Source organism: Paenibacillus sp. GXUN7292 (genome assembly GCF_050864975.1).
Classification (GTDB): domain Bacteria; phylum Bacillota; class Bacilli; order Paenibacillales; family Paenibacillaceae; genus Pristimantibacillus.
On record NZ_JBOZWO010000009.1, the window covers coordinates 47116 to 67257 of the forward strand.

General features: G+C 42.6%; 13 protein-coding genes. 3 read left to right on the forward strand and 10 right to left on the reverse strand.

Features of this window, described 5'->3' with window-relative positions:
- Positions 1 to 34: 34 nt before the first annotated feature.
- On the reverse strand, positions 35 to 1534 hold the full coding sequence (xylB, locus tag ACRRU2_RS10120; RefSeq protein WP_432501268.1) for a xylulokinase: 1500 nt from the start codon (positions 1532 to 1534) through the stop codon (positions 35 to 37).
- A 207-nt stretch (positions 1535 to 1741) separates the two neighbouring features.
- Positions 1742 to 3055, reverse strand: coding sequence for a xylose isomerase (xylA, locus tag ACRRU2_RS10125; RefSeq protein ID WP_432501270.1), 1314 nt, complete (start codon positions 3053 to 3055; stop codon positions 1742 to 1744).
- 125 nt (positions 3056 to 3180) lie between these two features.
- Here xylA and ACRRU2_RS10130 point away from each other — a divergent pair, with 125 nt between their 5' ends.
- The gene (locus tag ACRRU2_RS10130; RefSeq protein ID WP_432501404.1) at positions 3181 to 4371 is read left to right on the forward strand and encodes an ROK family protein; all 1191 of its coding nucleotides are present in this window, start codon (positions 3181 to 3183) and stop codon (positions 4369 to 4371) included.
- Positions 4372 to 4541: 170 nt separating this feature from the next.
- Here ACRRU2_RS10130 and ACRRU2_RS10135 read toward each other — a convergent pair whose 3' ends face one another.
- The 7 genes from ACRRU2_RS10135 to ACRRU2_RS10165 form a co-directional block, all read right to left on the reverse strand.
- Positions 4542 to 10199, reverse strand: coding sequence for an Athe_2463 domain-containing protein (locus tag ACRRU2_RS10135; RefSeq protein WP_432501272.1), 5658 nt, complete (start codon positions 10197 to 10199; stop codon positions 4542 to 4544).
- 13 nt (positions 10200 to 10212) lie between these two features.
- Positions 10213 to 11460: an S-layer homology domain-containing protein gene (locus tag ACRRU2_RS10140; protein ID WP_432501406.1), complete on the reverse strand. Its 1248-nt coding sequence runs from the start codon at positions 11458 to 11460 to the stop codon at positions 10213 to 10215.
- A gap of 667 nt (positions 11461 to 12127) precedes the next feature.
- Positions 12128 to 13288 carry an S-layer homology domain-containing protein gene (locus ACRRU2_RS10145; RefSeq protein ID WP_432501275.1) on the reverse strand — a complete coding sequence of 387 codons (1161 nt, stop codon included), beginning with the start codon at positions 13286 to 13288 and terminating at the stop codon, positions 12128 to 12130.
- Between the two features lie 146 nt (positions 13289 to 13434).
- Positions 13435 to 14688 (reverse strand): MFS transporter, encoded by a 1254-nt coding sequence (locus ACRRU2_RS10150; protein WP_432501277.1) that lies wholly within the window; start codon positions 14686 to 14688, stop codon positions 13435 to 13437.
- A 69-nt stretch (positions 14689 to 14757) separates the two neighbouring features.
- Positions 14758 to 15174 (reverse strand): GIY-YIG nuclease family protein, encoded by a 417-nt coding sequence (locus ACRRU2_RS10155; protein ID WP_331699660.1) that lies wholly within the window; start codon positions 15172 to 15174, stop codon positions 14758 to 14760.
- Between the two features lie 12 nt (positions 15175 to 15186).
- The gene (locus ACRRU2_RS10160; RefSeq protein ID WP_432501279.1) at positions 15187 to 15957 is read right to left on the reverse strand and encodes a DUF2087 domain-containing protein; all 771 of its coding nucleotides are present in this window, start codon (positions 15955 to 15957) and stop codon (positions 15187 to 15189) included.
- Between the two features lie 184 nt (positions 15958 to 16141).
- Positions 16142 to 17359, reverse strand: a complete 1218-nt coding sequence (locus ACRRU2_RS10165) for an MFS transporter (protein ID WP_331699662.1) — start codon at positions 17357 to 17359, stop codon at positions 16142 to 16144.
- Positions 17360 to 17639: 280 nt separating this feature from the next.
- Here ACRRU2_RS10165 and ACRRU2_RS10170 point away from each other — a divergent pair, with 280 nt between their 5' ends.
- Positions 17640 to 17987, forward strand: a complete 348-nt coding sequence (locus ACRRU2_RS10170) for a LytTR family transcriptional regulator DNA-binding domain-containing protein (protein ID WP_331699663.1) — start codon at positions 17640 to 17642, stop codon at positions 17985 to 17987.
- Between the two features lie 122 nt (positions 17988 to 18109).
- Positions 18110 to 19120 (forward strand): aldose 1-epimerase, encoded by a 1011-nt coding sequence (locus ACRRU2_RS10175; RefSeq protein ID WP_432501282.1) that lies wholly within the window; start codon positions 18110 to 18112, stop codon positions 19118 to 19120.
- A gap of 137 nt (positions 19121 to 19257) precedes the next feature.
- Here the strand turns inward: ACRRU2_RS10175 and ACRRU2_RS10180 are convergent, their stop codons facing one another.
- On the reverse strand, positions 19258 to 20055 hold the full coding sequence (locus ACRRU2_RS10180) for an imm11 family protein (RefSeq protein ID WP_432501284.1): 798 nt from the start codon (positions 20053 to 20055) through the stop codon (positions 19258 to 19260).
- Positions 20056 to 20142 lie beyond the last annotated feature (87 nt).

Here is a 20142-nt window from a genome sequence, read left to right on the forward strand (position 1 = left end):
GCGGTCATTGCCGCATTTCAGGAGCAGTTAGCAATTAGTTATTTCTAAAAGCTGAAAGAGCCTCGTTCATGCCTCGCGTTTGCACATAAACCTGCTGATATACTTTAAACAAGTCTTCGTACGCGGCTGCAGCCTCCGGCTGTGGCGGATACGAATCAGCATGTTTTACGAACTTTTCTGCACATGCCTCTAGCGATTCGAACCAGCCGCAGCCGTATGCAGCCAGCATGGCTGCCCCTAGACCAGGGCCCTGTTCATTTTCGAGAGAAACAACTGTCGCATTGAAAATATCCGCCTGCATTTGCAGCCAAGCCGGATTTTGCGCTCCTCCGCCGATCGATACGATTTTATCGACAGTTTTTCCTGCACTCCGGAACATTGCAACCGATTCATTGAGTGAGAACGTAATGCCTTCCATAACAGCACGCGCAAAATCAATTCGCTTATGCGAGCCATCCATGCCAATAAAGCTGGCACGAATATGAGGATCTGCATGCGGAGTGCGCTCGCCTACTAAATACGGTGTAAAAATCAGACCGCGGGAGCCAGGCGGCACATCGGCAATGCCATCCAGCAGCTGATCGAAGGATTCATTCGGCGCGAACGTATTTTTAAACCAGCTCAGGCTGTAGCCTGCTGCAAGCGTAACGCCCATCGCATAATAGGAATCTTCCTTGCCGTGATTAAAAAAGTGGACCTTGCCTTGGAAATCCTTCGTCTTATCGTCCTCATATGACAAAATAACGCCAGATGTCCCGATACTGCTAAGCGTTAATCCCTCAGATAAAATGCCTGCCCCAATCGCACCGCAAGCATTATCAGCCCCGCCTGCAAAAACCTTCACGGCTTCAGTCAAGCCAGAGCGCTTTGCTGCTTCTGCCGTCATGCAGCCAACCATGGCATGAGATTCAACAAGCGGAGGACAGAAGCTGGCCGGAAGACCGAACGCATCCAGCACATCGCTGCTCCACTTCTTGTTCGCTACATCGAGCAGCAATGTTCCTGCCGCATCAGAGTAATCCATATGGAGCTGCCCGGTTAAGCGATATCGCACATAGTCTTTGGGCAGCACAAACAATGCCGCCTTAGCGAAAACTTCCGGCTCATGCTCGCGCACCCAAATCATTTTTGGCAGCGTAAAGCCTTCAAGAGCGGGATTGCGCGTAATCGAAAGCAGCTTATCGCCAAGCGTTCTTTCAATTTCCCGGCATTGTGCCGTTGTGCGCGTATCATTCCACAATATTGCATTGCGCACGGGTGTGCCCGCATTATCAAGTAATACGAGACCATGCATTTGACCAGAGAAGCTGATGCCTTCAATCTGCTCAGGGGCAGTACCGGAGCTGCCAAGCAATTCATGAATGGCAGCCAATGTCCCTTCTACCCAATCATCCGGCCGCTGTTCACTCCACCCAGAATGTTCATGATATAGCGGATAGCTGCGCGAAGCTTCTGCCGCTACTGTTCCGTTACGATCTACTAAAAGTACTTTAACTGCACTTGTGCCCAAATCAATACCTATTACATAGCTCATTTGTTCAGAGCCTCCCGTTGTCATGGTAGACATCAAGAAAGAACGACATCGTCGTTCTTTCCTGGCGTACATTTTTTAAAATATAAGAAAATATAAGTTTTTGTAACCTTATATCTGTTCTTATATTTCATCGGTAAACGCGCATGTCCAAGGACAGCGGAGCCGTTTATCCTTATGCAATTGTTAAGCATAGTATATTACAGGAGATTAAACGCTGAAAATAACTTCGCTAAGCACTAGGCGTAGACGCTCTTGACGGCCTGATTTGTTTACGATCGGGTTGTTTTGCAGCGCGTATTGCTCTAGAGATGCCAGTGTAGCTTTACCTGCAACGATGTCTGCGCCAATTCCCGATTTAAAGCTGCTGTAACGCTCTTCAACTACATTATCAAGAATTTTTTCTTCTATTAATTTAGCTGCTGCTTTTAGTCCCCATGCAAAGCTGTCCATTCCTGCAATATGAGCAAGGAACAAGTCCTCTGCTTCAAAGGAAGGACGGCGTACCTTAGCGTCAAAGTTAACGCCGCCGCGGCCAAGTCCGCCAGCTTTAAGCACTTCGAACATAGTAAGTGTAGTAGAGTAAAGATCAGTCGGGAATTCATCCGTATCCCAACCAAGCAGCAAATCGCCTTGGTTTGCATCAAGCGAGCCAAGCATGCCGTTGATCGCTGCTGTACGAATTTCATGCTCAAATGTATGACCCGCAAGCGTCGCATGGTTTGCTTCGAGATTCAGCTTGAAATGATCCTGCAAATCATATTTTCTAAGGAATGCAATTGTAGTAGCCGCATCGAAATCATATTGATGCTTAGTTGGCTCCTTCGGCTTAGGCTCAATCAAAAATTGTGCGTCAAAACCGATTTCTTTCGCATAATCAAGAGCCATACGGTATAGACGGGCCAGGTTGTCCAGCTCGAAGCCCATATCTGTGTTAAGCAATGTTTCGTAGCCTTCGCGGCCGCCCCAGAATACATAGTTTTCTGCTCCAAGCTCTTTACCAACCTCAAGACCTTTTTTAAGCTGAGCAGCTGCATAAGCATAAACATCTGCATTGCAGGTTGTGCCGGCGCCATGCACATAGCGCGGATTTGTAAACATATTTACTGTATTCCATAGCAATTTTTTGCCGGATTGCTTCTGATGCTCTTTCAGCATCGCTACAATAACGTCAAGATTTTGATTGGTTTCTTGAAGCGTAGCGCCTTCTGGAGCGATATCTACATCGTGAAATGCATAAAACGGAATATTTAATTTATCCATAAATTCAAAGTTTGCTTCAACGCGTGCCTTGGAGCGATCAAGTCCGTCTAATTTATCCCATTCGCGGAACATAGTAGCGGAACCAAATGGATCTGTGCCGTTTGCATTAAAAGTATGCCAATAAGCTACTGCAAAACGCAAATGCTCCTCCATCGTTTTGCCAAGGATCACTTGATTAGGATCATAATGTTTAAATGCTAGCGGATTGTCCGAGCCTTTGCCTTCAAACTGGATTTTATTAATATTTTTGAAATAGCTCATTGTGAACAAAATCCTCCTTTGATGTTCTCATCATTTTTATTGCTTGAATCAAGAATAACATAAGCCAACTTAGTTTGTCTATCCAACAAACTAAGTTTTATGATATAATTATTTTGGCAGTTAAAATGGAAACAGACGGAGGCTCATCCCTTTTGAAATCAAAATCAACCGGAGACCAGGCACTCATTAAAAAAATAAATACATCGATCGTATTGGAATCCGTCCTGACGCATGCTCCATTATCCAGAGCGCAAATCTCTACCTTAACAGGACTGAATAAAGCTACGGTATCTAATCTCGTTCAAGATTTAATTGATAATCATCTTGTGCTGGAGGTCGGGATTGGCGAGTCCAGCGGCGGCCGCAAACCGGTCATTCTCCACTTCAACAAAAATGCAGGCTATGCAATCGGCATAGACTTAGGAGTCAACTATATTCATGGCATCCTGACGGATCTGGAGGGCAATGTGCTGATCGATCGCCAGCAGAAGCTGAAGCTGCGTGATCGCGACCACATTTTTCATGAGCTGTCTGCCTTTATAGAAGGCTTGATCAAACAGGTGCCAGAATCCCCTTACGGGCTGATCGGCATTGGAGTCGGTGTTCCCGGCATAGTTGACGACAATGGCATTATACTGCTGGCGCCAAATTTAAAATGGCATCAAATTGAGCTGCGCAAAAAGCTCGAAGAGCGATTTGCATTGCCGGTTACGATCGATAACGAGGCCAACGCCGGTGCACTCGGCGAACTAAAATATGGCGCCGGACGAGATATAGCTAATCAGGTATACGTCAGTGTCGGCATCGGTATCGGAACCGGACTAATACTCAATAAGGAATTGTATACAGGCGCTTCCGGTTTTTCAGGCGAGCTTGGACATATGTCGATTGAGTATAACGGCAAGCTGTGCAGCTGCGGCAACCAAGGCTGTTGGGAGCTTTATGCCTCTGAGCAGGCATTGCTGGAACAAGCAGCGCCTCTGGGATACGAAAGTCTTGAGGATTTACTGGCAGCAACAGAAAATAATGACGAGCAAGTCATCTCATTAATCAAAGATGCTGGCGCTTATTTAGGGGCTGGTATTGCCAACATCGTCAATATTTTCAACCCTGATCTCGTCATTATCGGCAATCGCATGGTGCGTGCCCAAAAATGGCTGCAGGAAGCTGTTGAAGAGTCCGTCGCAAAGCGCGCTCTCCCTTTGCATCGCGAAAAGCTGAAGGTACAATTCGCTGAGCTGCAGGAGCAATCGGCTGTTCGCGGCGCTGCTTATGCTGCAATTAACAATTTTTTTATTAAAATAAAGAGCGAATAGCAAATAGCTCCGTACCTGTTATAGGACGGAGCTGTTTGTTTTTTGAAAATATAGGAAGGTTTAAGTTTTCACCTTATACCTATTCCTATATTTCATCGGTAAACGCGCCTCCTTCGTTAAAGCGAAGGACGGCGGAGCCGTTTATCCTTGACTGCACATTTGCGCTGCAGCTATTGCACGCGATGAACACCGGTTACTGCTGTAACATCGCCTTTAATTATGACTTGTACATCATCGGTTTTTACCGTCCCGTTGTTATACCATACAGTGAATCTAAAGGTTGCTTCTCCTTCAGGCAGCTTTTGAAACGAGCTGTCCCATAATTCGCCCTGCCACTTGTATGAGCTGCCAGCTTCATTTTCCATAACTGCTTTAAAGTCAAGAAAGGAAACCTCTACCTTTTCCGCGTTTGTTGCAGTCGTCGTGTGTGTAGTTTCCGCCTTTAACACAAACTGCTCCCCTGCCCAAAACATATTATAGCTGCGCGGAATATCAGCTTGCCCGCTCTGCTTGCGGTTATATGCTTGTCTATGCTCATTCCAAAGATCCGTATGATGCACCGAACCAGTAATATGAAGCGGCAGAACAGTAATCGCTTTGCTAATGGAAACGGTTGGCGCTTTTCCATCACTTACTTTCAGTACCATCGTCCAGTCGCCAGGATCAAGCATACGGACTGCCGGAGCTGTCGACTCGTAAGGAGCATTAAAAATATAGCTATAATTTGTTTTTACTCCTTTTGGACTTGTAAGCTCATATTGAATCGTTAATCTATCTTTATCCAGATCATCCACTATCGATTTGAACTGTACAAAATCTCCTTCATATACAGGCTGCGGCTCCCATATAAAATCAGCAGTCGGCGGCCGATTATTAATGACCTGTACGGTTTGGCTCATAACCTCTACATTGCCATTTGGTGTCGTTGAACGCCATTCTATCGTATAATTGCCGTTTGGCATCGCCCCTATTTTATGAGTGTACGACCATTTTTTTGCCCCATATCCAGTTGAACTTATAGTTTTCGAGGCCATATTTATGACCCGTTGATACGAGGTTCCTTTAAATAAGGTAACGGTAGTTGCGTTAGCTCGGAAGGCGGCATCAGGATATTTTGTTGTGTGAGCGATAAAATCATAGGAATCATTAACAACAAGAACCGTTGCTTTATTGGCATTTTCACCTTGGGCAAATATTTCACCTTTTAAATGGATTGGCGTAACCACTTTAACCGTATAGGTTTGTGAAGAATTAGAACCCGCAACGGAACCATTTCCTCTTACAGTAAACGTATAATTTCCATCCGGGGTTGTGTTAGGTATCGTCAATACTTCGTCCTGCCACCAAATATCATTACCGTTTTTCCTGCCTGTATAGTACGGCACCGTCTTATTGATATAGCTCCCCATTGAGAGCTGCAAAGATATAGAATAGGGATACCTTGTCCAAAGCTCATAGGCAGTCAACTGCTCGCTGGCAGGCACACTATTTAATGAAAAGCCGCTATACACAGTCTTCAGATTGCTTTTCATCTGAACAGGAACAGCATCCGGCAGCACGTAGGTTCGCTGAATCGGGTCAGACCATTCACCCTCAATATCCTGCGCTTTGTAATCCAATACGTAAGTTCCTGGCGGCAGCATATCTGGAATTTTTGTAAACACTTCACCTGTCCTTTGGTTTTGAAAGCGCAGCGTGCGATCCTGAATGCCTCGGTCAGTTGCTGCTCTCGTAACATTATGATCCAAATCATAGCTCATATCTATCCACGTTGTACGGTACATATTGGCATTAGGCACATAGTCGAAATCCAGCGTTACGTCGGCGATTGGGCGGCGGTGGACAAGCACTTCAACAGCTGCTTCGTTAGATTCGTAGGCATACTGTGCAAAATTCAGATCATTAGAAGGCTTGTCCTTTATTTTGCGATAAAAGATGTACTTGCCTGGTTTATGAAACGTTACTTCGGATTGATAGGGATGCCAATTGTTATTGTTTTTTATCGATAGAAGCGATTGGCCGGAAAAACTCTCAAGACCAAGTGAATGATCATAATAATCTGGATCATGAGTTATTTGCAGCAAATCAAACTCAACAGGCAGTTCATCATCCTCATAATCAAATGAAGCGCTCATAGTACGGATGGGTTCGCCTGCTAACTTCAGCACTTTTGGAATAGCTGGATTATTTTCCGCAATTTGATCAATGACTGCTTGCATAACGGATTCTATTTGTCCTTCATTTTTCACATAGCCGTCATGATTAATTTGCTGTTGAACCGCATCTTTGCCAACTATAATCAGCTTGGCATCATGCTTATTCAATACATGCTGCAGATCAGGAAGCTCCGAAATCGTTTGCTCCGTAATATACACTACGTATTTATTTTTGACCGCCTTCATAAAGCCTGCATCGTATGGCTGCCGAATATTTTTATAAATCGTGCCTTTATAGTAGCCAATGTAATCATCATATTCGACCCATTTTTCTTGATAAACCATTCTGGTCCAGTAAACCGTACCTGAATAGGTAGCCGTCCAAGTACGCGTGCAGGAATAACCGCTCGGCCCCGGCGATCCACAGCTGCGGCTTCCTGGCGACTCTCCCGTTCGGCTCAACGTACCGGAAAATTTGCCATCACTGTAAGACTGGGTCTGAGGACAAACACTTGTACTCGATTGTGATGTTTCTTTACCGTCTTTATCGTAATTAGTCGTCACCGTATTAGAACAAGAACCGTTGGCAGTTTTACTGTCTGTTACTGGAACTTCCTTGCCTTCGTCTACCCGTCTTTTAGGATTGCTCACACTTGATAGAGATAAAGTGCCGCTATACCCGTCTGATGATGTGTATCCCGTTGTCGAGGAAGGATAAGATGTGCCTGTATACCTCGTAGTGCTGGCATCTTGGCTATATGTGTAAGTTTTCATATCCCATATGCCAATATTGGCCATCATATTAGAACGTGTGAAATCATTCGTTAGTGTCACCCGATTGCCTTTCACGTAATCCGTCGAAACCTGCTTCAAGCCTTTATCCAGCATCAGAAAAACGTCCAGCTCAGCTAATTCAACAGGCGTATCCAAATATAAGTGACTATAAGGAGCGTAATTATCTACCGAAAAATAACCTTCGTAGCGATGTGTTTTATCATCAGCAGTCGTAATGAACTCCATTAATCGTTCTTCATTCGTACCTTCTCTCGCTTCGACTACTATTTTATATTGGCCTAGCTGGTCCAGCACAGGCAGTTCAGTTACATCATCTTCCGTTTCGTAGACGATTTGATCGAAATTCCCGTCATTTTGCGGATCATAATAAACCTGAAGCTTTTTGTAAGCGATGAAGTCGCCATCTGTACTTTGCACATCATAAAATAGCGGCAAGCTGTCCAGCCTGCTAATTTGCTCGCTATATGTGTGAGCAATGATCGCTGGTCTGTGGTCCGGTAAAATTTCAAAGTCAACAACATAGGGATCAGAGTAACGAGTTATTGTTTTTCCGTTTCCATAAGGAATGACACGTTTGGCGGCCAGACTTATTTGATATTGACCAGGCTCCTTATACATAAACAACTTTTCAGACAAATTAGATTCGCAGTACCCAACTCTGCATACTAAAGCAGAATCATTTGTTTTTACAAAGCTAAATGAAGTGATTTCAAGCGGCGCATTCGCTTCTGTCCAAGCTGAGTTGCTTTCCGCTGAACGGTCAAACGCACGCATCGTCCGATTTTGTTTAAACAGCCCTTCCAGCTGCAGATACACTTTTGGCTTCGTTTCATGTACGACAACATGACGGGTAAAATGCGATTCCGCCCCATCAGGCGTAGTTAAAAGCACAGTCACCTTGCGTATCCCCTGCTTGTCCTCTCCAAAAATATAATCACCCCTGAAAAATTGATCGGCATTGATTTCCTTTTCGTCAACGAGGACTCGTTTGGAAAACTGGCTATAATCGGGGGGCGTTTCACAAACTTTATGAGGTACGTATTCCGGTGCATTTTCGGTGACTGGAAATGGAACGACATCGTACCAATCAAATGGCCAATCTACATTTGGAGTGACATACTGCGGCGGAGAGGGGAGTGTTTCGCACAAATTGGTGCTTCCATTTTGAACGATATTTATATAGCGGGTAGCAGTTGAGGAATTGTTTGTTGTCGCATCTTTATCGACTATCGTTTGCTTAATCATAAACCGCTGGCCAGTATTCGACGTGACGGTTTCATTTGGGAACTTCGAAATAATAAAATCATATAAGAACTTGCTTACAGCTGCTTGATCCAAATAACCGAGATCCGGTTTCTTCACTTCTGGTATAGCTGGATCGAACTTTTTCGTTGCCTTTGTGCCGTCTGCAATATTAGTAATCTCAAATTCGTAATAATCTGCATCCTTGCCATACGAGTAATCGACATAGCCCAGCTTCTCTTTAGTCAGTTCGGATCTTCGGTCTATCACGATTTCAGGAATGACAGCAAAATCACTAAGCATTGACGTTTTCACCGTTGTCGTTTGAAAATCTACTTTCAATTGGCATGGAGCTTTTGTCATAGACGGATCAATCGGCATATGATTTGCATAGTAGATTACTGCTTCACCAGTCGTAGTGTATACCCATGCTTTTCCATCTGATTTATCCAGCTTTTCCGTATCGATTTTTAATTTATAGATCGTACTTGCTGTATTGTCTTTGCGCACGACTCCATCTGTCTTTTTATTAGATAAGCGTGTCAGCACATTATTAGTGTCCCGTTCTTTTAAGTCCAATCGCCAATAGTCAATATCTTTACGCGTATAAAATGCCGACTCCATATCACGCTTGCCGAAATGTTCTTCGTCCTGCAGCGTTCCTGTTAACTTTACATCCACTTCAATGAATCGTTCTTTGCCAAGCGGAATAGGCTTGCTGCTGACTGGCGTTACCTCACAGACGGCTTTATTTTGACTTTTCTCATGAGGCGTTTGCTGCAGCAGCGGGAACGATTGATAAAAAAGAGTTTTTTTAACCGGATGCCAGTGGTACATCATGCCAATGCCTGGTTCCCATACGGTAGGTTCTTGGGCGATGTTCATGAAGTTTCTGACGTCTGTGTACTTATCTTCTTTAGGTAGAACTCGATCTCGATCAGCATAAGAAATTGTTGGTGCATCTCTAAATTTGAAACCTATTGAGCGGTCGATATTTGTTTTAAGAAGATCAAAAGATTTAGTATCTGGGTACTCCCCTCTGTATACTGCGCCTGCAGAGCCCGGCTTATATTTATAATTAGAGGGAAGATCTTTCCAAGGTTCGAATACCCATCTTTTATCTACTGGTTGCGTAGTTACATCGCCACTATCTCGAATAAAATAATCATTCGGATACAAAGAACCGGATTCGTCATAGCCTAAAAAACGCCATTCTCCGAACACCATTCGTCCATAATCTTTATGATAAATATAGAAATGCCCTTCATTTTCATTTACATTCGCTTGTGCATCCTGCATTCCTTTTTTAAAGCTTTGAGCTGTTGTAACTTCGTCTGGTGATCCATATACAATAAGACCTTTTGGCGGCGCCGTTTTATAAGGATTATTATTTAAGATCCAGGTTTGATAATAAAACTTGGAATTGAACTTAAAACCATTTTCACTACATGGCTTAACATGTGACGGTATCTCACCATCGACAGCTGGATTATAGCCGCATTTATTAGGAAAAGTATTAATAGTTTTTGGGACCGGTACTGTCTGCGATGCGTCTGCAAAATAACTAGGCCAGAATGTTAATAACATCGCTACAAGCGAGAATGCAGTTATTATCTGCTTCGATCTTTTACTCAAGCTACTCACTCCTTTAGTAATACATTTCGAGTACAATATCTGAACCACTGTTATACATAGAGAAATCTTTCATATTAAATGTAAAGTACATTTGTTTGGATAGATTTTTTTCATACGTTTGCATTATCTTTTTCAGTTCTGCCCCTTTATCATTTCCTGCAAACAATTCTAAAACCGAATCAAAGTAAGCTTTACTGTTCGGCATTTCTTTCGATTTAGGATAAAGAACAAATACTATTTGTGAAGAACCTCCACTGACACCTGTGACCATTTCTACATGAGGTCGTAAAGGAAATTGTCCAGTACGAGTGTAATAATCATAGCTTTCTGCATCATCATTATTTTTGAAAACCATCATTGTGCCTATATCATTAATCTTAAGAAAGCCCGTAGTTACATGTTTTCTACCTAATTTAACTAAACTATTATAAGTATCATATTTGAACTTATCGCTAAACAATGTAATATAGCCATTTACTTCTGTATAATACTGACCCTTCAAATCAGGCTCATATGGCGTACGTAAAGACGGATCGCGCAGTCTAAGAACCATTGTCAATGCTTCGGCTCTCGTTACATAACGATGCGGATAAAAATAACCATCGGGATAACCATTCATTAGTCCAGAAATTAGTAAACTTGCTCTATATGCGCCCACTTTATCTGTAAAATTATTAAAGTCTTTTAGACCACTATTATTCCTTACAAATTCGGTATAATTCGAATCAAAACTACCTTCAAAATGATGAAACCATTCAGCTAACAAATAGCCCGCTTCCTCCCGCTTAATCTGCTTCTCAAATCGCTTATAATCCTTCGGAAACACGCTATCAAATTCCAACAGATATGGCATTTCATAAAGCATATCTATGTATGGTTTCGCCCAATACCCTGTCTTAGCCATCTGAAAATCAAACTGATTTTTACGAACAGCAGCTCTAATTTCGCTTAAAAATCCCGGCTGATGTGTAGACAAAAACTCATACCATTCTTGATCAAAAATCGTTACTCCATCTACATTTTCAGAAAAAGCTCGCAGCATCATGACAATAAACTGATCTGCTTTCACGATATCATTCGGCCGGAATGTCCCATCTGGAAAGCCGTCTACCAAGCCTTTTTCATATGCCTGTAATATACTGTCCTTCGCCCAATGCTTCTCTATATCGTTAAAAGGCAGTTCCGCTTCCTTTGCTTGACTCGAAGCCGTGTAAGGAAAAGCCGTAATAAATAGTGTCAAAGTAAGTAATGCAATCATCATTTTTTTCAAAGCATAAACCTCCCAGTAATAGAATCGCAATCATTATCCTATTACTTCTATTCTACGTATAAATACCCATTCCTCTGTCATATGTGGGATTATCAGGCTGTTGAAAAAGCTCTGCAATTGCTTAATAGTCCAGTTAACAGGACCAAAAGCGGAGCGCTTGAGAAGGTATCCAATTTGTAACGAATCTTCAATGCGCTATTTCACTTAAAATGTACTTTTTTAAATTCCTACGAATCGTAGAGGCGCTATCTGTGAACAAATGCTCATTTGGCCAGCGTTTTACAGCCAATAAGCTTGCTACGATTCGTTACATTTTCAAAGCAAGCTTTTTCGGTGTAATAAGGTTACCCGGGAGACTGTCGATTCATTGTGGATAGTTGCAACAACCAAAAGAAGTGGTGGCCCTGCGATCAAGATTGGGATTCCGACCGCTGTTGTAGTCTAATTTTTATGAATAAATAACCCCTGTAAAGGAAAAAATTAGCCTACAAAGGCGGACGCTACCGCTTCTCCATTCCCATTCTTGTTCTCCGTTTCCCCTTTCTCATTACTTATCAATAGTTGCCCACAATGCATCGACAGTTTCCTCGGATTCGATAGAGGTTTCCAAAACGAGTTTCTCAACAGCGTATACCATACTTTCTCCACCACCACTTTTTCACTCATTAAAATACTGCTGCAATCGATCAAGTATAACGACCGCTTCAGCACGAGTAACAGATCGCTCAGGTTTGAAGCTACCGTCCGGATAGCCGCTAATAATACTAAAGCGCTGCACTCGCTCAATCGCTTTACTATAATCCCGAAGAGTGACCTGCTGCTCCAAAATAGTCTCGTCCATTTTACTCTTCTTGAATTCAACTTTAGGAATTCTCCCATCGCTGCTCTCATCAGTCAGTTCCAATACAGCAGCTATCATAGCAGCTGCTTCGTCTCTCCTTAGCACGGATTCTCTCATCCTTTGATCCAAATCCAGCTCAATGCCCAGCAGACTAGCTGCATCAATAAAAGGTGTTGCCCAAACTTTCTGTTTGTCCTTATTAATAAAACTAAATTGCTGTAGGCCTAGCTCTCGGCGTAATTCCTCATCAATTACTTTCCAGCGAAAGGAACGGATCCACTGCCGCTCTCCGTGCTGCTTTTCTTCCGATAAAGTTAAGACAAGCATTTTAACAAATGCTTCTTTTGTAACTGCACGATCTGGAGCAAAATTGCCATTGCCTACACCTGATACGATACCGCTTTTTACAAACTGTGAAATCTGTTTCTCAGCCCAATGGTTCGCAATATCTGAAAATAACGGAATATGGTAGGTTACCCCTACATAAGGAGCAGCTTCTGCTTCAATAAAAAAGCTATATTTACCTGCTGAGGCGTTATTAACAACATATATAGCTTGCCAACTAACCTCATTGGCTGTCTTTACCGAATCAACTGGCTTGTTGATTTTATTGCTTGTAACTCCTTCTACTTTATAGCCGCTTGGAAATACTAATGACGATTGAAACGGTCCGTAAGAGCTTTCCAATGTAAATTGTACGGTTGCCGCAGAGACGGACAACTCTATTTCTATTAGCCTTTGTTTTTCTGTCGTGTTTTGTTTTTCTGTCGTGTTTTGTTTTTCTGCCGTGCTTTGTTTTTCTGTCGTGCTTTGTTTCTTTTTCACACTTTGATTTTCTTTCAAGTTATTCGACTTTTCGTTGTCTTCAAGCTTTGTCGCTGCCTCAGCGGAACAGCTGTTGATCTCACTCCCTGCAATAGCCATTATGAACACCATCGCTATAAGTAATCGCCTCTTCTTGTAAATATGTTGTTTCACAATGAAACTCCCCTCCCAGTATGAATTTAAAACAAAAAAGCACACCTCCCCTTGATTAAAGGAGAAAGTGTGCTTCACTTTCACTATTTGCGTATAAGCAAACATTACGATATAGACCAAATTATGTCAAGCAAATATTGGTTTGATTACGATTCACTTTGTACTGCAAGCTTCGCAGGCTTATACTTAAACAACGGCACGAGCAGCATAGTACCCGCCAGCATGAGCAATCCAGCAGTTGAATAAATGCCGACAAGCGGAAAATGAACCTTCAGTTGACCTGCAACCAATGTCATAATGACCATCATCCCCATGAACATCGGAGTCAATACGCCGTTGACACGGCCAACAAATTTTTCTTCCGTCCACTGAAGAATGAGCGTGCTTATGCCAATTTGAATACAAGGGAAACCAAGACCGCTAATAAACTGCAGCACCAATGTCAGCGGCACGCTAGTTGACCACCCTACGCCAACCATAGTGAGCGAGCTAAGCAGCATGCCTATAGCAAGCAGCTTCTGCGGTGCGACTTTTTTGGAAATCGCCATTACTACGCCACCGCCGACTAGCATCGCAACCCCGTTGACCATTAATAAAAATTGCAAATATTCCTTGGGCTGTCCAAGTCTTTCCATGACGACGAAAATACCCAGTGTTTGCACAATTCCAACTGCAATACCCGCTAGCGCGAACGTTCCTCCCAATGATTTAAGAACGGGGCTGCGCCATACATATTTTAATCCATCAGTCAGATCAGACAAAAATTTGCGATCTTTAGCGAACTCGCTTTTATCAATCTCTTTATCCTTCGGAATACGATAGAGCACGACCGCCGACAATAAGAACGCCACGCCCATAACGCCTATTGAAATTTCGATGCCAAAATGCTGATAGCTTATTACACCTAATGATGGTCCAATAACCATAAAAATAGCGACTAACGACTGGAACATCGCCATAGCAGGCTGTAATTGCTCTGGACTAATATGCTGCTTGAACAGCTTCATAGCTGATGGCTGTGAAAATTGTGATAGTATGGCAGAAATAAATGTTGCCAGATAAACCATATGCCAAGAGCCATAAGTCAACGTAATAAGAACGACGAATACGGATATAGCAGACAAAAAGTCACACCAAATCATTGTAAGTCTAGGCTTCCATCTATCTGCAAATGTACCTCCAATAAAGGAGAACACAAATATTGGTAAAAACTCTACGAATCCCATCAAACCAACGGCGAATGGATCATTGTTCGTTTTGTCCGTGACAAACATCAAAATAGCAAAGTTTCTTACCCAAATACCAATCTGCAGCAATACGTTAGAAAGCAAAATTGTTTGAAAAAATTTGTTGCGAAATAAACTGCCTGTTGAACTTGCTGTTTCAGCCTGAGCAGACATTGTTGTAACACTCCTATCCTGTCTAAAAAAGTCTTATCATTCAAGAAAAGCTCAAGCTGCTGCTGCGGCTTAATGATAACCTTTAGATTGAAACGGTTGAAGCTTCTCCATCCATTTCTCCTTCAATTTATCTACTTCTCTTTTATAATTTCGTGCTGTTTGTGCGGACTCATGGACGTCAGCGGACAACACATCTTTATAATCATAAAGCAACGGCTGGTCAAAGTGAACCGTCTCGAGGATGAGAAATGAAAATTTTTGCTCGCCAAAATCTTTCCAATCCTGCTGCAGTTGTTTGTTGATATGTGATCCAAGCGATAAAGTAAGCTGTTCTTTATTCCATGCGCTTTGCAAATTGGTGGAGCTTCCGATATAGATGCGCCCGTTTTCTTCATTTTTTATTTGATAGACGCCCATCGAGCGCTTCTGCTCCTGATATTGGGCAACAAGCTCTGCCCGTCTGGCTTTATTATTCTGTTTGGTCATTAACTTTCACTCCTAACTTTTTATCCAATATTTACTGCCGTCATCCTCACGGTCCAAAAATCCGTATTCAATTAAATAACGCCTTAAAGTAACATAATCCTGCTCCGAAAATGGCTTTAGTTTTTCGTTGACATCAGCTTCACTATAAAAAGCACCACGTTCAAAAAAGCTGGAAATATGGCGCAGAATAGCTACCTTACGCTTCTCCTTGCGCGGGAAATTCGTTAACGGCCCGTTTAAGCCGCTTGGAAAATACTGCTTCAGTACATCACCGTATTCTTCTTCTGTGAGCGCATATCGCTCATCAACTTGTGTTGCCGTACGATGAATCGGCACAAACTTTGGCGCAGATACGGTGCTGGCCTCCATCAATTCAATAATAGCCAGCAGAAGCCGGGCTTGCTTCGCTTTTTCTTTAAGCACAAAACGATGATTGCGAATAGTCGAAGCGCTGCCCTTGCCATAGCTCTTAACGATTTGAGCATCGGTTTGACCAGCAGCAAACTGCTCAATCAGCTCTTTTTGCAGTTCAGTAAGACCCGTCGCTTTTTTATCCATACCTAGCAAAGTTTGCAAAACAGACCCATGGGCTTCCTTAATATGATGCGCAACATACTTTCGCGCTTCGTAAAATTTATTGAGCTGCGGAAGCAGAAACACTTCCCCATCCTCGAAGGTTTCGCCGCAAAGCAAGCAACGATAGCAATTAGTATCCTCTTCAAAAACATAGCCTTGCTTTAATTGCTCCAAGCTCGCTGACCAGAACATTTCATCAAGCTGCATACAACACACTCCATTCCAAACATTCGAAATAAATGTTTACTAAATCAACAAACAAATCATAACATCATCTACTATATTATACACAAAACAGTTTCGAATTCAACAAAAAAGCAAACATTCTCAATAAATGTTTGCTTTTTTTCACTGGTAAGCCCCAACTATTCTATATTGCCATGCCAGTCCATTATTCTCTTTGATCCTTAGGTAGCAAAAACGACAATACACCGATTAACGGCAGGAAGCTGCATGCTATCATGACGTAGGCCATTCCTTGCGAATCCGCAATATTGCCAAGCACGACTGAGCCAAGCGCCCCCATGCCGAAGGCAAGTCCAGTTATTAGACCAGAAGCGGTACCGACCTTACCGGGCATTAACTCCTGCGCATAAACGACACTTACTGCAAAACCAGATTGCAGAATAAACCCAAGCACTGCAATAGCCGGATATACCCAGCCAAGCGGCAGATACGGAATAATAAGCGCAAATGGAGCTGCGCCCACGATGGAGATTAACATCATCTTTTTGCGGCCAATCCGATCAGCCATTATACCACCAAAAAATGTGCCGATAACACCCGCTGCCATAAACAAAAATAGCGGAACCTGGGCAGCCGATATCGTAAGCTCGTAATTCTCTTTTGCATAAAATTGATAAAAGTTTGTAATAGCGGCAGAATACCAAGAACGGGCAAACACGACAATAAACAAGATCGTTAAAGCAAACATCACAACCTGCTTGCTGTGCAGCGGTTTGCGTTCGACTGCCTTTTTCTTCATTTTGACAGCACCCTCAGCTGCCAGCTGCGCTGAGTACCATGGCACAACCTTGAATAATATCGCTATTGCTGCTGCAGCCAGCAGCATGCCCCAAGCGGCACCGCGCTGACCTAGCGGAACAAAAATAAAAATAGTCATAAGCGGGGCCAAAGCCTGTCCGAAATTTCCGCCTACCTGATAAATCGATTGCGAAAATGCTCTGCGGTTGCCGGCTGCCAAATGAACAACCCGTGATCCTTCGGGATGAAATACAGCTGAGCCTAATCCTATAAACACGACAGATAATAACAGCAGTGCGAAATTAGGAGCAAAAGCAAGCCCTGCCATACCGCCCATGCTGCACAGCATACCTATTGGCAATAGCCATGGCATTGGCCTTTTATCAGATACTAAGCCGACGAAAGGCTGCATTACGGATGAGGTCATATTAAGTGTAAAAGCAATCCAGCCAACCTGGGCATACGTTAAATTAAGCGACTCCTCAAATATAGGAAATAACGCTGCAACGACTGACTGCATGGAATCATTAAGCAAATGCACCGAGCTGATAGCAAAAAGTATCATATAAACCGTTGCTGATTTCACTGCGCTTTGCTGTGGAGCTATTTTTTGATGGGATGACATATGTGACGAGCCGCCTTTCTAATTAAAAACCTACTTGCTGAAACGAATACTTACAGGGCTAACTGCGAACATAAACAAGCCAGTAAATTGAACATAGCATATGATAACTAATCATACAATGCATTTTTTATGCTGCTCGCAACGTACGTTTTGGATTTGCATTTCAAATAAGTAATCTGTTCGGCTTCTTTTTAATATTTTACACTTCACAATAGTAAGTCCATTATGTTATAATGAAAGCGCTAACAATCAGTATTCACATTTCTAAGGGGGAATTGAGATGATGAATGTGGCATTGCAAGAACGGAATGTGTATGAGAATTTTGAGTTAGAGTCGGATATTTTGTTTTTTAAAGTCGGCGTACAGAATTTGGTCAGCTTCCATGGGAGGAATTACAATATTAAAAAGAGAATGTCTTCCGAACAATTGAAGCAGCTAACCGACAACAAGAACTTTTTCGCTATTAGCTCCAGCTGTTTTATTAACATCGGCAAGATCAAATCCATTGCGAGCGGCACAATCTACTTCGGAGCAGATATCTCAGATGCGAAGCGGATATCCGTTAACCGCAGGAAGCAATCCATGATCCAGCAGCTATTTTCCAAAAGCATGGGAATTTCTCAATAATCATTTATAGCATTCAACCGCCTTGCTTCCTGCAACGAAGCAAGGCGGTTGTTTGTTTTGGCAAGCCCTGCTATTCTAGGAAGGAAGCAATTTTACTCAACCGATTCCAGGAGGTCAACTTAATGACAGATAAAGCTATTGGACGAGCATTTGAACAGCCTTTTCATGACGAGGCTGCGGTATGGCTGCAGTGGGGCAATTTTGAAGCAGCTGTGCTGCCTAATATTGGCGCCAATTTAATTGCGTTTCGTGATACATTGAATTCCATTTCATTTTTGCGGGAGCCTGCAGCTGATCAGATGGACGATTTCCGGGCACGTCCGATTGTACATGGCATTCCACTGCTTTTTCCTCCAAACCGTTATGAAGATGGAAAATTCCCTTGGAATGGAACAACTTATAATTTCCCGATAACAGAAGAGGCAAGAAACAATCATCTGCATGGATTTTTCCATAATGCCAAGTTCGATGTGCTTGATTACGGCACAACTAAGACCGAAAGCTTTGTCGTGCTTTCCATATCCGTTCATAAAGACCATCCGATTTATACTTACCTGCCGCATACTTTTACAATCCAGCTTCGCTATTCGGTAAGTGAGCAAGGCTTGTTCCAGCATGTGCAGGTGCGTAATGAAGGCAATGACGCGCTGCCATGTCTAATCGCCTTTCATACTACGCTCAACGCGCCATTTGACTCTGCAAGCAGCAGCGATGATTACCGCTTCCAGATGACGATCGGCAATCGCTGGGAGATGAGCGAACGAATGCTGCCTTCAGGTAAATTCCAGCCGCTGCTAAAAGAAGAAGAGCTGATGAAATCCGAAGGCATCTCACCATTCTGGGCGCCGATGGATAACCACTACACCGCTGTTCCGCAAAACGGCCGCAATCAAATGGTGCTGACAGATACTCGTACAGGAATTTCTCTTGTCTATGATGTAGGCACAGCATATAAACAGTGGATGATTTACAATAACAACGCCACTCCAGGCTTCTTCTGCCCGGAGCCGCAGACAAACCTGGTCAACGCGCCTAATGTCGATATTGATGCTGATACTGCTGGTGTTGTAAGCCTGGAGCAAGGCGGCATATGGGAAGAAACTGGGCGTTTGTATGTGAAGTATGGCAAGTAAAATACGCACAAGTTGATTATGTTAACATAACAATTGGTCATTCACTTCTATGTAAAACGGTCAAGTGGGTAGTGTGCAGGTTTTTTAAGCGACCTGCATGCCACCCTGGCATTTTTATAGGTGAATATCAGCATGAACTACCCTTTTACATGCCATTTTAATGTTAATAGCACTGGCGGAATAATAGTAGAATTATTCCAATTATAATTACAATCCACACTAAGCCTTGCGATTTGTATAACCTCGTTCTCATCGACCTTCATTTTCCAAGGTCCGCTAATTACAACTTTACCTCGATTTATTAACTCAACTGCCTCTTCCCAATTGTATTCAATACCTTTATTTTTCTCTATTTCCTCTAAATACACTTCATAACGTCGTTGATCTTCTATTTCCATTTCATCGTTCCGTTCAGAATCCCATACCTCAACAAATTCAAGTCCTCCTAACTTGGAAGCCAGCACCGCATCTCTAAAATTATCTGTAGCATATATTCTTATACCAGACTCCGGAGTCTTAAACAAATTGCGTGAATTTATTGCCTCTAGCTTAAAATTCAACTTTTTAAAACCCTTGACTCTTCCTGACAGTCTCCTTTCCGGAATTGAACGATCATAATCAATAGCATCCATAACATTAAAAACATTTATAAGCGAAAGCTTGCATTTATCTTGTACAATCTCAGCATCTATAAACTGGACTTCTTCTGCAATCATCTTGCCTAATACTTCAAAACTTTTCTCACTAAACACCAAACTCCCACCACCCATATAAGGGAAATCATAGAATTTCCCTTTTTCTTCTATAGCAAGTTTTATAACATCTGTAATATTCATTGGCTCCCCAACAAAATCGGTAAAAATATCAAAAACTCTATCCCCAACCCCGTAAACACCCATAGTGTTGTTATCAGATAATACTCTCCAAACTTTCATTATAAGCACCTCATTAAATTTACGAATTATTTCCATAATTACACTACTCATCTCTTTTTACAACACCTTGTTTTCTGAATCACTCTA